This window comes from Streptomyces sp. NPDC107454 (assembly GCF_055582885.1).
In genome coordinates this window covers 160,906-174,318 of sequence record NZ_JBVJPA010000018.1, presented here as the reverse complement: position 1 = coordinate 174,318, position 13,413 = coordinate 160,906, and the positions used below count along the sequence as shown (strand labels likewise).

Genomic DNA, 13,413 nt, shown 5'->3' with positions numbered 1-13,413 from the left:
ACAGCGAGGGACTGCTGTCGCCGAGCCAGTGGCGAGCCTGCGGGTGGACAGGTCCGCCACTGGCTCGGCGTCGATGATCTACAGGGCGCGCTCGGCGATGGCGTCGCGGCTGAGGATCGGCGTGGAAGGGCGGGGCCCCGTGGTCTAGGCGGCGAAGGGCAGGGGGTAGGGGAACTGTGTGAACGGCACCCGCTTCCAAGCCTTGCGCTGCTCGGCGTAGGGGTCGTTGACGACCTGACTGGTGTGGTCGAGCAGCATCGTGGAGCGAGTGAGGGCGTTGTAGCTCGGCCAGGACAGCTGCGCTGTAGTCGGGTTGCCCGACCTGGCGAAGGCCAGCCACGCGTCCATGGTGTGGTCGGCCAGGTCCTGGGGTGCGTTCGGGCCAGTCACCGCACGGACTTCCGGCTTGTCGAGAGTGCCGAAGACGAACGGCAGCTCCATCGAGTGCGCCGCGCCGTACGGCTTGCCGGTCCTGCCCTTGACCGGCGAGCGGTAGCCGAACAGGTACATGTAGGTGGGGGCCTGGCGTGCCTGCTGTTCGGCGAGCCGGATGGAGGAGGCACGGAAGTCGCCGTCGCCCAGGAAGGTGGTGACCGCCTCTTCCTGGCTCGGGTAGTCGCGCTGGTAGGAGGCTACGACGTCATCAGCGCGGTCACCGAAGTAGTCGCGCAGCGTGTTGTTGTCGCCGAAGACGTTCTTGATCAGGGCTGGGGTGGTGACCGACTTGTCGCCGGGCGCTGCGCACATCGCGGTCCAGTAGCGCATCTCGTCCAGGTTGGTTCCGATCATCAACGGCACGGGAGCCATGCTGTTCGGCGCCGTCGGGTAGGCGTAGCCATCCACGTGTGGGTAGGAGAAGACGCCCGCCGCCTCTCCCTTCTCGGCCAGCGTCCGGGCGTCGACCCGCTGGAGGTCCGTGATCGTGGTGGCGTTCACGGCCTTCATCAGCTTGCGGGTCATGTGCTTCGCGTTCGACGGCGTGGAATCCATGAGGTTGTTGATGCCGCTCTGGATGATCGCCTTGTGGAACAGTCCACGGGCGGCGGGGGTGCCGAGCAGGATGCGCACCGACTCCCCGCCCGCCGATTCTCCGGAGATGGTGACGTTGCCCGCGTCGCCGCCGAATGCGCCGATGTTGCGCTTGACCCAGCGCAGCGCCTCGATCTGGTCCAGCAGTCCCGCGTTGCCGCCGCCCGCGAAGCGCTTGTCGAGGTTGGAGAGTTCGGTGAAGCCGAAGGCGCCCAGCCGGTACTGGATGGTGACGACCACGGCGTCGCCCCGCCTGGCCAGCGCCGAGCCGTCCAGGAAGGTGTTGCGGGCGCTGCCCCAGCCGAACGCGCCGCCGTGGATGAACACCAGCACTGGCCGCGTGCCCGAACCGGATTTCGGTGTCCACACATTCAGGCTGAGGCAGTCCTCCGACCGCACGTCCGAGTTGTTCTCGGTGGGGTCGTACTCGTCGGTCTGCATGCACGCGGGGCCTGGCTGCCTGGCGTCGCGGGTCTGCTTCCATGCCCGGTGCGGGACCGGCGGCAGGAAGCGACGGTCGCCGGTGGGCGGCGCTGCGTACGGGATCGAGCGGTACGCCTCCAGGTCGGTCAGCTGCTGGCCCCGCACCGGGCCTTCCGCCGTCCGGACCGTCGGCGCGCTGGCCGCCGCGCTGGCCGGTGTGATGGCCGGTGTGATGGCCGGTGTGATGGTCATGGCTGCGAGTAGGAGGGAGAGGACGAGACGTCTCATACGATGCTGCCTTTCGTGGAATCGAGCAGGGACAGGTCTTGGGCAGGGAGCCGCAGGTCGAGCGCTCGCAGTAGGGCAGTGGTTTGTGGACGAAGCCGGTCTGCTGTTCCCAGGCGTGGGCGAGGCCCATGAGAGAAGTCGTCGTGGTTGCGGGAGCTGATCTGCAGGCCGAAGGGCAGGGCCGGTCTTGCTGAAGCAGGCGGTCCGGACGGCAGACACCTTGGGGCGGGGTTCCCGGAGGCGAGAACCCCGCAGCGGCGTCTAGCTGAGGTCCTCGACGACCGTGAGAGTGAGGCAGGAGGTACCCGCACCGGTACGGAGGGTCTGCACGGTGCTCTGCCCGCCCGTGGCGAGCCACGGGTTCTCGTTGGTGCCCGGGTGCGGGACGAAAAGGGGGAAGTCACTGGAAGCGACGTGCAGGCGCAGGCTGTGACCGGGCAGGAGGCGGTAGCCGGTGTGAGTGAGAGAGACGGAGACCGTCGTGGTGTCGCCACCCTCGATCAGGCCCTGGCCACGAACGATCATGCGGGAGGTGCCGTCCGGGGCGACGTCGCACACCTTCAGGAAGATGTGAGCGCTCGGGCCGTCGGTGCCCACTGTCAGCGTCGCGGTGATCGGTCCGGCGAGGTCGAGCGGCTGGAGGGCGGGCTCGGTGGTGAACGTGAGCACGTCCGGCCGGCCGAGCACGCCAGTCTCGTCGGCGCTGTGGACGAGCTGGCCGAACGACTCCGACACCACGCTGGGGACCAGATCCTGCGGATCATGCGTCCACGTTCCGGCCGAGGCCCCGGCAGGCGGCTCGGCCGTCAGCGCGCCGCCGGCCTCGTTTGTTCCGGCGGTGTCGGCTGCGCCAAGGTGCAGATCGAGGGTGCGCGTGCCGGGCGGCGGCCAAGAAGCGGCGGTGCGGTAGCCGAGGTTGCCCTGGTGCCACCGCACCCGCGGCAGAACCTCGGGAGCCGCGACCTGCTTCACGTAGACATCGAAGAACGCGATCAGCGAGTCCAGGTAGCGGGGCAGCATCGCAGACAGAGCCTCATCGCTGACGGCGTGGTCCATGTCCTCGGTGATCGGCCAGTCGTCCAGATGATGATTCTCATGGTCGACGGAGTCCGCGTCGAGGTACTGCAGAGCGGCCCAGTCCGCGCGGCCCGCGAGCTCCACGTAATCGCCGATGCTGAACGGCAGGCAGTTGTCGTACCAGCCGACCTGGTGCAGCACCGGAAGAGGCGGCCCGTCGAAGGGGTGACCGAAGGGGTAGGCGTCGACCTGCTTGACCTCGGGGAACGTGGTCTCCCACATCGTCATCCGCGTGCCGATCGCCTCAACGACCTCCTCCAGCGCGTCCACCAGCGGCCGGCGGGCGAGATCCGGTTCGAACTCGTACGTGTGACGGTCGCTCCAGAACCCCAGGTAGTACAGGAGACCGAACAGCGGCATCGCACCCAGCGTTACCCACGCGTCGGGGCGGATGCCGTCGGCTCCGGTCACCCGTGGGGCGATTGCCTTCAAGGCGGGGTGCCGGGAGGAGACCGCGGCCCACTGAGTGGCGCCGTAGTAGGAGTCGCCGAACATCCCGACCCGGCCGTCCGACCAGGGTTGCTCGGTTATCCACTGGATGGTGTCGTAGCCGTCGGCCGGCTCGTGGACGAAGGGCCGGGTCTCGCCGCCGGAGCGGAACTTGCCACGGACGTCCTGGACGACAACGGCGTAGCCGCGCTCGTTCCAGTAGGCGGCGATGGCGCCCATGAAGACGTACCGGCTGTTCTTGTCGTACGGCAGCCGCGTCAGCGCGGTCGGGAAGGGCCCGGGTCCCGGGGGTAGGTACACGTCTGTGGCGAGCTCGACGTGGTCGCGCATCGCGACCAGGTGCTGGGCAGCCGTTTCGGGAACGGGCTCGGCATCGGTGCGGACAATGGGCAAAGTCATCGGTTCTCCAGAAGATGCGAAGGGGGCGGCCGCCGAAGCTGTCCCAGGTCACAGGCCGCGGATGAGGGCCTCACGGTCGCCGTCGCCCGTCTCCAGGCAGTCGCGGATGGCCTGGTGACGCTGCGTCGACAGCGGGTAGCGCAGGCAGAAGAACAGGGCCGGTACCATCCACACGGCCGCGCCGATGGACATCAGCACTCGGATGGTGAAGACCGCGTCCGGGCTCGGTTCTCCGTCGCCGTCGTAGCCGACGGCCGAGAGCACCAGGCCGACCACGAGCACGGCGATGGCGCCCAGACCGGTCTGCGCGAACGCACCCAGACCGTAGATCGCGCCTTCGCGGCGTGTCCCGGTACGAAGCTGCTCCGCATCGGTCAGGTCGGCCAGCATCGACCATCCGGTGACGGCGACAGCCATGCTGCCCGAGGAGCTCAGCAGGAGCAGCACCCAATACAGCACCAGATCGCCGTGTTCCACCAGGAGGAAAAGGAACTGGAAAACGGTCCAGGCCAGGGTGAACAGAGCGAAGGTGTGCTTCTTGCCCAGCTTGCCGGTCAAATGGGAGACCAGCGGAAGCCAGGCAAGCCCGGAGACGAACCAGACGAGCATCACCAGTCCCGCAGTGCTTTTCTCGAACCCCATGACGTGGACGGCGAAGTAAATCGCGACCGTGGCCACCACGCTCAGTGGCGCCCATCCGAAGGCGGTCATCCCCATCTGCAGCCGTACTGACCGCGAGCGCAGCAGCCCGAGGGTGTCCCGCCAGGTTGCGGTCGTCTCCTCTGCCTCCGCCCGCTCGAAGCCGCGTGAGGTGTGCCAGGTGATCACGATGCCGGCCGTCGCCGCGAGCGAGACCACCGCGGCGGCCGCGGACCAGCCCGCGGTCTCACTGCCCCCGAGCAGATCCTGGAGCCAGTCGTGCAGCGTCAGCGGAAGCACGGCCCCCACCAGTGCGCCGATCTGTGAGAACGCCGTTCGCACCGTCGTCAGCGCGGTGCGTTGCCTGCTGTCGGTGGTCAGTTCCGCGCCCATCGCGCCGTAGGGGACGTAGAAGACGGTCAGGCTCGTGAACCATGCCATCACCACCATCAGCTGGTAGACGTCCGCTGTCACTCCGGTCAGCCCGAAGTCGGTGAACAGCAGCCATGAGGTGACGGCGAACGGAAGAGCCGAGGCGATCAGGAACGGCCTGCGCCGGCCCCGAGCGCCGCGCAGCCGGTCAGATCGCAGCCCGACGTACGGCTGGAGCACCGTGTTCCACAGCGACCCCAGGGTCATGATCAAACCGCCCCACGCGGGGCGGCCGTGAACGACATCGGTGAAGAAGTACAGGTACAGGCCCGAGAACGCGCTCCACATGACCGCGTTGGCCCACTCACCTCCGCCATACCCCCAGCGCACACGCCGCGGCAGCACCCCGACACGGGGCGCTACACCCAGGGCGCTCAACGCCGACCCCGAGCGCCGCTGGAAGAGGGACACGCCAGATACCTGCTGATCTCGGCATCGGATGCGACATGGGCGGTGAGCTGCGGTGCGACAACAACGGCCGCAGGGGCTACACCCCAGGCAATGGCCGGAATAGTGTCTATCGACGGACGGTGCACGGCACCTCCTTCAAGGGAGTTTTTGGCGTGGCGGGGACGTTACTGTGAACGCGTCATGACGCCATGGGAAAAAATCGAGAGGCGATCATGAGCGAAGAACCAGGCCGTCGGCGCCGGGGCCGCCCCACCGAGATTGTGCGCCGACCCTCAGGCCAGGGCACGCCCCTCGGCCACCGGCCCTCCGACGATCAGCCCACCTCAGCAGCCATCCTCGATGCCGCCCAGTACGTCCTGCTGCGCGAAGGAACCAAGGGCCTCACCCTTGTCGCCGTGGCCCGCCACGCACACGTCGACGTCACGACCGTCTCCTACCACTTCGGCACCCGTGCCGGACTGATCGAAGCCCTCATGGACCGCCTCTACGCGGATCCAACCGCCGACTTTGCCCAGCGCGCCAGCACCCTGGACGACCCCGCCTCACGCTTCCGCGCGTACCTCCAGGGCGTGCGCCACATGTACGAAGACCGCACCGCAACCCAGGCGTACTTCGAGATCGCCACGCTCGCACTACGCGACCCCGCACTGCGTGTGCGTCTCGGTCGGCTTCTCACCTGGACGGTCACCGCGTTCAGCGAAGCCATCGCCGCCCAGCCCGATCCCCTCCCACCCCTCCCCCTTGCCGAACTCGTCTATGCAGCTGTCGACGGGATCGAAATGCACCACGCCCTCGTCGGCGACGACTACCCCACCGACGCTGTCCTCGACCTCCTCGAAACCCTCATTGCCCCATACCTGGAAGGATCAGAGCTCAGGACCGACAGCCGCACCCAGCCCGATCGTGGCCCCACTCCGTCCTGAACAGTTACGAGGAGCGCCTTCGGCATCTCCGGGCCATTACCCGCACGTACAACGGCAACGGGTGCGGCTCCTCTGGAGTGACGGAGATCCCGATGTCCCGCTCGGACCTCGGCTTCGCAGGCCACGCGACTTGGGCGAGTTTCGAGGTCAAGAATGCCTCTTGTGGCTATGGGTCTCCGTCACTCCAAAAGAAGAGCCACACCCAACCCAGACCATGAACGAAACCGACTGCCCAAGGAGGCAGCCTCTTCGCGGGCTGCGGCCGCCGGAGTCCCGAGTCCCTCGAAGCCCGTACCGAGGGCATTACCCACCAACTGCGCGGCGAGAACATCCGCTTCACCATCTACGACCTGAGCAACGCCACCCCGAAACCCGCCGGCGTCGCGACGCTCCTGCCGGACCACTCCGTACGCACTGCCGAGTACGTGATCATGCTTGCACCGGAAGCCCGCGGCCTCGGCACCGCAGCAACCCAGCTCACTCTCGACCATGCCTTCCACATCACCAACCTGCGGATGGTGTGGCTCAAGGTCCTCGCCCCGAACAGTGCGGGCATCCGTGCGTGCGAGAACGCCGGCTTCCACACGGTCGGGGCGTTGCGTGAGGCCGGGTACTGGCTCGGCGAGGTCTGCGACGAGGTCCTCATGGACGCCCTCGCCAAGGACTTCACCGGCCCGTCCGCCGTCCGGGCCACGGTGAGCGACCGACACTGACGAACGGGCCAAATTTCAGACCACGAGGTGTGCTGAGGAAACGCCCGCCCTCGGAGCGCAGGACGAAGGTCAGTCCGCCGTGTAGCGCGCGAAGAACTCGGCCTCGGCCTCTGAGATGCGTCGGGGCCCAAGAACCTGCAAGGTGCCGTCCCTCGGCTCTCGGGTCGGCAGCCGCTCACGCGTTCAGGCCTCATGGCGCCTGATCATGCTGTTGACCTGCAACAACCTGCCGAACCTATCTCTCAATCAGATGGTCACCGATGAACACACCCGTCACCGCGGGCAGACGGCATGGCCGCTGTCTCCATGGCCGGCGGGCAGCAGCACAACGCCTCGTATCAGCGCTCTCACCAGGGATTTTCCAAGCACTCTTCCGTGACACGGAAGCCCTATTGCGCCCCCGTGCAGCCCGTCCAGACGATATCGCCACGACCCAGAGACGGGATCCCAAACACCATGCCGCACATCGCCGCTTTCGCCAGGAACCAGTGGTTCTTGGCGAAGTACTCGATACAGCCGACATCGGACGCTCCGGTCGGCATCTCGCTGAAAACTTCGGTCGGGATCGTCTCAAGCTGCCATGCGACCTCATTAAGGTCGACGCTTCCGTAATCTCGCATGAAAGCGCCGTTGTCACCGTGATCGAAGAGGAACTGTTCGAGGACGTCATCTGGCCACTCAAGCGAGGCCAGCGAAGGATCAACGCGGAAACGATCAAAGCTGAGGCCACCGTCCTCACGGCGCGCCATCAACAGGCCGAGGTCAGTTAGCTTCACACCGCCAGGTGTACAGCAGAAACCCCGGCGATGTTCCCTGCTCCGGTGCAACCGCCGTACCGGCAGCACCGACACGCCCGCGTCGTCGGCGGGAGCGGTGCCTTCGTTGCCGTACGAGGCAGCAGGAGCCGGGGCGGCCGTCAGCGCCTCGGGAAACGGAAAGATCGGTGACTTCCGGGACTTCGAACGGATCGAGGAGTGGGCGAGGTGGATCGCCGACGAATTGAGGGCAGGAAGAAGCACTAACCACTGAGGCATCGTCACCCGCGCCCCAACCGCGGGGCACCCTTGCCATACTGGCGGCCGGGGGTACGGGATGCCAGAACAGCGGCCGTCACGGCAGGAGTTGATCCGGCGCCGCCGCCGGAGCGGTTTCGTTGGCCGACGCGGCGAGATGAGCGCGTTCCGGGAGAACCTCGCCCGGGATCCGTTAGGCGACGACTACCAGTTCTTCTTCCATGTCCGGGGCAACGCCGGCGTGGGCAAGACCTCGCTGTTGCGGCAGTGGGAGGCGGTCGCCCGTGAACAGGGCGCGGCCACGGTGTATCTCGACGACGGTGTGCACAGCGCCCCGGAGGCGATGGCGGAGACTGGCGCCCGGCTCGGCCTTCAGGGCCTGGAGCTGCGTCGCTTCGACAAGCTGCTGGCGACGTTCCGCCAGCGCGAACACGAGGCGCAGTCGGGTCGGGACCCTCAAACGGCCGCGGAGGGCGTCGGCGCCGCGCAGCCGCCCGCGGGCTCACTCCCGGCATCGGTCGCCGCGCAGGTGGGTTTGGTCGGCCTTGGGATGGTCCCGGTCGTCGGGGCGTTCGCCGGCGCCGTCGATCCACAACAAGTCGTCCAGGGCGCGGAGCGGCTGCGGGCCGCGCTGGGCGCACGGCTGCGATCCCACGACGACGTACGGCTCGTCATGGACCCGGTGCGCGCCCTGACCCCGGTGTTCCTGGAGGACCTGGCGGAGGCGGCGCGGCGGCGGCCACGGATGGTGTTGTTCTTCGACGTGTACGAGCGGACCGGCCCGGTGCTGGATGAGTGGCTGCGCGACATAGCGTTCGGCGACATCCACGGCGCCCTGCCGGCGAATGTCCAGATCGTGGTGTCCGGACAGGGCCGACTGGCCAACCAGAGCTGGAGCGACTGGCTCGACCTGATCACGGAGGTGCCGCTGGAGGTGTTCACCGAGGAGGAGGCGCGCTCGCTGCTGGCGCTGCGGGGCGTCACCAACGAGCGGATCGTCGAGGTCGTACTGCGCCTGTCCGGCCGACTCCCCGTATTGGTGCACACGCTGGCGCAGGCCCGGCCCGACTCCGACCGTACCGTGCGCGACCCCTCGGGGACGGCGGTGGAACGGTTCCTGAAATGGGAGACGGACCCGGCGCGGCGGGCAGCCGCCCTGGCCCTGGCCCTTCCTCTTCAGTTCGACGAGGACGTCTACCGTGCCGTCGCCCCGCCGGAGGCCGCCGAGCAGTACGGGTGGGTGCGTCGGCTCGCCTTCGTCACCGACCAGGCCGGGCGCTGCCGCTACCACGACGTCGTACGCGCTCCCATGCTGCGATTGCAGCGCCTGCAGTCCCCGACCCGCTGGCGCGCCGCGCACGAGCTGCTCGCGGAGACCTTCCGTACCTGGCGGACGAAGCGGGAGGAGAGCCTGCCGAGCGCGGAACGCTGGGGCGACGCGGCCTGGCGCGAACACCGGTACAACGAGACGTACCACCGCCTGTGCGCCGACCCGCGCCGCGCACTACCGGACGCGCTCAGCGAGACCGTTCACGCCTGCGAGCACGGGAGCGCTACGGCCCGGCGCTGGACACAACTGCTCGCCCAGGCCGGGACGGACACCGCGGACGACGGCCTGCAGGCCTGGGGAGGACGACTGACCGGCGCCTCCCGGGATGACACTGCAGCCGTCCTGGCAATTCTCGACGCGTTGCTCGCCCACTCCGGCATGGACACCGCGGGGCAGCTGCACGCCCGAGTCGTGCGCGGGCGACTGCATCGGCGTGCCGAGCGGAACGAGGCAGCGCTCGCCGACCTGACCGCGGCCTTGGCCCTGGAGCCGCGGCACGACGACGCCCTGGTGGAGCGCGCCTTCACCCATGAGGAGATGGGAAACGCAGCGGACGCACTCGCTGACATGGACGAGGCGATCCGCGTCCGGCCCGATGCCTGGACGCACGTGGTGCGGGGGCACATCAACCTGTCGGCCGGGCACCTCGCCGCGGCGCTCGCCGACTTCGACCATGCCCTCGAACTCGAGCCCGAGCAGGAGTGGGCACGCGCCAGCCGCGCCGAGGTTTACCGCATCGAGGGACGCTACGAGGACGCTTTAGCAGATCTGGATCGGGCGCTCGCCATCGACCCCGAGTACACCTGGGCCCACGCAGAGCGGTCCCGGTGCCTGAGCGGCCTGGAGCGGTGGGACGAAGCGCTCCACGACATGGCGCGGGCGGCCGACCTGGACTCCGATTCGCACTGGCACCGTGCCTACTTCGCGGGCCTGCTTCTTGACCTCGGCCGGCACGCAGAGGCACTCCGGGAGGTGGACCGGGCCCTGGCCGCCCCGTACGAACACGGGCCACGGGACCGTGCCTGGCCCCACACACTCCGGGCCTGGGCCCTGCACGGACTCGGCCGCGAGACCGAAGCCCTGGCCGACCTCGATCGCGCGATCTCCGTCGATGACGGGTACACGCTCTCCTTCGCGATGCGCGGATGGCTGTTGTGGGAGGCGGGGCGGCTCGCGGAAGCGGAACGGGACTTCGACCGGGCCCTTTCTGACGCTCAGCTGTGGCCGTGGCCTTTCGGCGGCCGCGGCGCGGTCCGTCTGTACGCCGGGCGGTACGAAGACGCCGTTGACGACTTCGCCCGGGCCTTCACCATCCAGTTCGGCATCGCCGACGCGGAGAGCGAGATCGCCCGGCCTCTGGTGGAACTGCTGCGGCAGCACCTGCCTGCGAACCGTGCCGCCGTCACGGCCGCGATCAGACTCGGAGCACTCCTCACCCACCAAGTGCAGTGGCCCGGCGTGACGCGGCAGGCGGCCTCCGTCCTGGCCCTGCGCCCCAGCCTCGGGCTGCTGACCGGCGGCTCCCGGATACTGGCTCGCGTCGCCACGGCACTCGACGACCCACTCGAAGGCGCAGACATCAAGCGGATCACCTGGACGCGGAAACTCCTGACCCCCATCCTGCGTGCCCTCGCTCCCTGGAGATCTCCCACACACCGGGAACCAGGCTGAGCACCGGCTGCGTCGAGGAACATGGTCGCCAGCCCCATACGCCAGCTACACGCCGCTGGATCGTCTGGGGCATCGGCGGAGCTTCACAACAAGGGCAGCGCGCGTGGAACCTTAACGTGAGCGGAGACACGTGTGAGCGCGGCGTCCAGCAGGTCCTCCACGCCGGCGTCGGGGCGCCGCATGTCGTCCCAGGGTGGCTGCGGCGATGCGCCACGATGCCCAAGCGATCACTTACTTACCGTGTCCGGTGCGTCCAGCGGCTCGTGAATACGCGACACCACAACATGCGAGCCCACCAGTCCCAAGGCCGCATCCACCAAGCCGTCGCGGTCACCGGCATCAGACGTGAGCGGCGGCTCGTGCGCAAGCACTGGAGCCTGGTCTTCGAACCGAGGTCGTCGCCGCGGTGATCGACGGCACGACCAGCGTCCCGGACGCGGCCGCCGCGCTCATGTCCCGGACGCCGAAGCCCGAGCACAGCGCCTGATCGCCATCCGTGTGGGTCGCGCGTGTGTACGCACGACTCGAACGTGCGGACACGACCGTCACAGCCAGGCGACCGCTCACCCGGCCGGCCGCCTCTTCCCGACACCCAGGTCCGTGATCGCCTCTCCGAATCCACAGGAGGGGAAAGCTCTGATGCTGACCACATTCCGCAGCGCAGTCGCGGCAGCCGTACTGGCGGCCGCGCTCGTCGTCCCGGTCGCGGTGGCGACCGATGCAGCAGCGGCGACGTGCAAGGACGGCACCTGGTCCTACAGCGCCCACGCCTGCGGCATCTGCTCGCACCACCGGGGCGTCAAGTACTGGTACCGGTAGATCCCAGTCCGCATGAAGCCCCCGGCCGCGCCCAGGGCGGGGGCTTCATGCTCGGCGGCAGGTGGCTACAGGGTTCCCGGGGATGGCCGCGACGATTGTGGTGCTCCTCGAGACGCACAGACGGTATCACTGATACCGTAGATACCATGTCGGATCCTAAAGCGATGAGTCTGCGCTTTCCTGACCCTGCCCAGCGGGCCGCTATCGCGGCAGCCGCGAAACAAGCGGGGGTCAGCATGCAGGAGTACATCCTCTCGGCGGCCTACGACCGTGCGACCGCCGTGGAGCAGCGCTTCTTGGAAGGCTTCAAGACATCCATGGCCCGTAGCAGCGCGGCTTTCGCGGCCGAGCCCAGCAGCCTGGACCCCAGCACCGAACATCAGGCAGCCGAACAGGAGGCGCGACGGGAACTCGAGCACCAGGAGCGAGGCCACGCCGCGTGACCCAGCCGGAACCCCTCCCGCTCGACGTCACCTTTCTGCTGCACGCCGCCGAGCTGCTCGACCGCGATCCGCAGGTCGACGACTACGGGCCGCTCTACGCCGCTGCCGCCCGCGTCAATGCCAGGGCGATGGAGCACGACGTCTACGGATCACTGCACCTCAAAGCCGCAGCCCTTCTGCAGACCCTGGCGAAACTGCCGTGCCTGGAGCACTCCAACGAAGCCTTCGCCTGGCACGCGACCGAGGCCTATTTGATCCTCAACGCGCGCGAACTGGCCTACCCGCCCAAGGCGGCCGTTGCGCTCGTGCGCGACGCGGCCTCCGGAGCGCTGGGCGTCGCCCGGATCGCCCGCCAGCTGCGCGACTGGACCGTCGCCTGATCCCGACGGTCCAGTACCGGGGAGTCGCCGTGGCCCCCGGCGCCCAGCCCGCATCCCCCTCAGGACCGGACTGCTCGCCTAGCACGCATGCAGTGAGGAGGGTAATCACCCCCTCACTGCCGGTCGTCAAAGCGCAGTCATGAGAAGCGGGTGCGGGAACCTTGCTGCGCCCTCACCCGGACCCGGCACTCTCTCGTCGGCGTACACCAGCTTGCGCCGGCGCCCCCGCCGCCATCGGTGCGGAGGGGAAGCGGGACGAACGCTCTCTTTCGAACCGCTCCCGGTGGCGGGCGCCGGAGGACCAGGACGACTATGCGGGAGGTGGCGTGCCCCGAGACCAGCGCCTGGTGCAGACCGCGGTGACGGGCAGCGCGGAGTCGGAGATGGCCGCCCTGCTGCCGATGCAGGCCGAGCAGGCAGACCTGTTCCGGCGAGCCCACGCCCGGGAGACGTTCTGGTGCGGGGCCGGTACCCCGGCGCAGTCCTCGCGGTGCGGCGCCACGTACTGTGCGAGCGGGTGGGGACACGCCCGCAGGATGGACGGTGGGATGCCGTGCCATCCAACACGTGGCAGTTCTCACCTGGCGCACACGCCATCACACCGCCCCACCCGCGCTGCTCGATGCGCACCGTCCCGGAAGGACGAGCCCCTGTGCTCACGTCATGCGCAGCCCACTTCGACACGCCCGCCGGGTACCTCGACTTCGCACGGTTCGGTCCGCCATCGCGAAACGCCGTAGCCGCGACCGCGCGAGCCATGGAGAAGTCCGCCCGCGCCGACCACACCACCGTGAACGGTCTGATGCGCGCGAAAGAAGCTGCGCGGGACACGGCCGCCCGCCTTGCGGGCACCGACGCCCGACACTGCGGGTGCCGATAATTCATCCGCCCAGCTCCCAGCCTTGATTGCCTAGCGGCGAGCCGCGCACGCCGACCTTTGATTGTCTTCCCGCGGACCAATGCGGACGGCATC

General features: G+C 68.5%; 9 protein-coding genes and 1 pseudogene. 6 read left to right on the top strand and 4 right to left on the bottom strand.

Translation table 11 applies throughout. From position 1 onward, the window contains the following. Nucleotides 1-144 precede the first annotated feature (144 nt). The 3 genes from ACZ69M_RS39355 to ACZ69M_RS39345 all read right to left on the bottom strand — a co-directional run bounded on the left by ACZ69M_RS39355 (nt 145) and on the right by ACZ69M_RS39345 (nt 5,148). Complete coding sequence (locus ACZ69M_RS39355) at nt 145-1,704, bottom strand: carboxylesterase/lipase family protein (protein WP_470057649.1); 1,560 nt, start codon at nt 1,702-1,704, stop codon at nt 145-147. 297 nt (nt 1,705-2,001) lie between these two features. Beyond that, complete coding sequence (locus tag ACZ69M_RS39350) at nt 2,002-3,666, bottom strand: CocE/NonD family hydrolase (RefSeq protein ID WP_470057647.1); 1,665 nt, start codon at nt 3,664-3,666, stop codon at nt 2,002-2,004. Between the two features lie 48 nt (nt 3,667-3,714). Continuing rightward, the gene (locus ACZ69M_RS39345; protein ID WP_470057646.1) at nt 3,715-5,148 is read right to left on the bottom strand and encodes an MFS transporter; all 1,434 of its coding nucleotides are present in this window, start codon (nt 5,146-5,148) and stop codon (nt 3,715-3,717) included. A 212-nt stretch (nt 5,149-5,360) separates the two neighbouring features. Here ACZ69M_RS39345 and ACZ69M_RS39340 point away from each other — a divergent pair, with 212 nt between their 5' ends. Together ACZ69M_RS39340 and ACZ69M_RS39335 are read left to right on the top strand one after the other, a co-directional pair. Continuing rightward, a complete protein-coding gene (locus tag ACZ69M_RS39340; protein ID WP_470057644.1) occupies nt 5,361-6,071 on the top strand; it encodes a TetR/AcrR family transcriptional regulator in 711 nt (236 codons plus the stop codon). A gap of 284 nt (nt 6,072-6,355) precedes the next feature. Continuing rightward, nucleotides 6,356-6,784, top strand: a pseudogene (locus ACZ69M_RS39335) (GNAT family N-acetyltransferase); the annotation flags it as partial. 389 nt (nt 6,785-7,173) lie between these two features. Here the strand turns inward: ACZ69M_RS39335 and ACZ69M_RS39330 are convergent. Next, entirely contained in the window at nt 7,174-7,824 is a 651-nt protein-coding gene (locus ACZ69M_RS39330) for a hypothetical protein (RefSeq protein WP_470057642.1), read from the bottom strand. Nucleotides 7,825-7,954: 130 nt separating this feature from the next. On the opposite strand from ACZ69M_RS39330, the gene ACZ69M_RS39325 reads away from it, so the two are divergent. The 4 genes from ACZ69M_RS39325 (at nt 7,955) to ACZ69M_RS39310 (ending at nt 12,440) form a co-directional block, all read left to right on the top strand. Further along, nucleotides 7,955-10,798 carry a tetratricopeptide repeat protein gene (locus tag ACZ69M_RS39325; RefSeq protein ID WP_470057641.1) on the top strand — a complete coding sequence of 948 codons (2,844 nt, stop codon included), beginning with the start codon at nt 7,955-7,957 and terminating at the stop codon, nt 10,796-10,798. A 639-nt stretch (nt 10,799-11,437) separates the two neighbouring features. Further along, a complete protein-coding gene (locus ACZ69M_RS39320) occupies nt 11,438-11,617 on the top strand; it encodes a DUF3761 domain-containing protein (protein WP_470057639.1) in 180 nt (59 codons plus the stop codon). A 164-nt stretch (nt 11,618-11,781) separates the two neighbouring features. Further along, nucleotides 11,782-12,060, top strand: a complete 279-nt coding sequence (locus ACZ69M_RS39315; protein WP_470057637.1) for a hypothetical protein — start codon at nt 11,782-11,784, stop codon at nt 12,058-12,060. Continuing rightward, complete coding sequence (locus tag ACZ69M_RS39310) at nt 12,057-12,440, top strand: fic family toxin-antitoxin system, toxin component (protein WP_470057635.1); 384 nt, start codon at nt 12,057-12,059, stop codon at nt 12,438-12,440. Before ACZ69M_RS39315 ends, ACZ69M_RS39310 begins: the two co-directional genes overlap by 4 nt. Nucleotides 12,441-13,413: the final 973 nt, after the last annotated feature.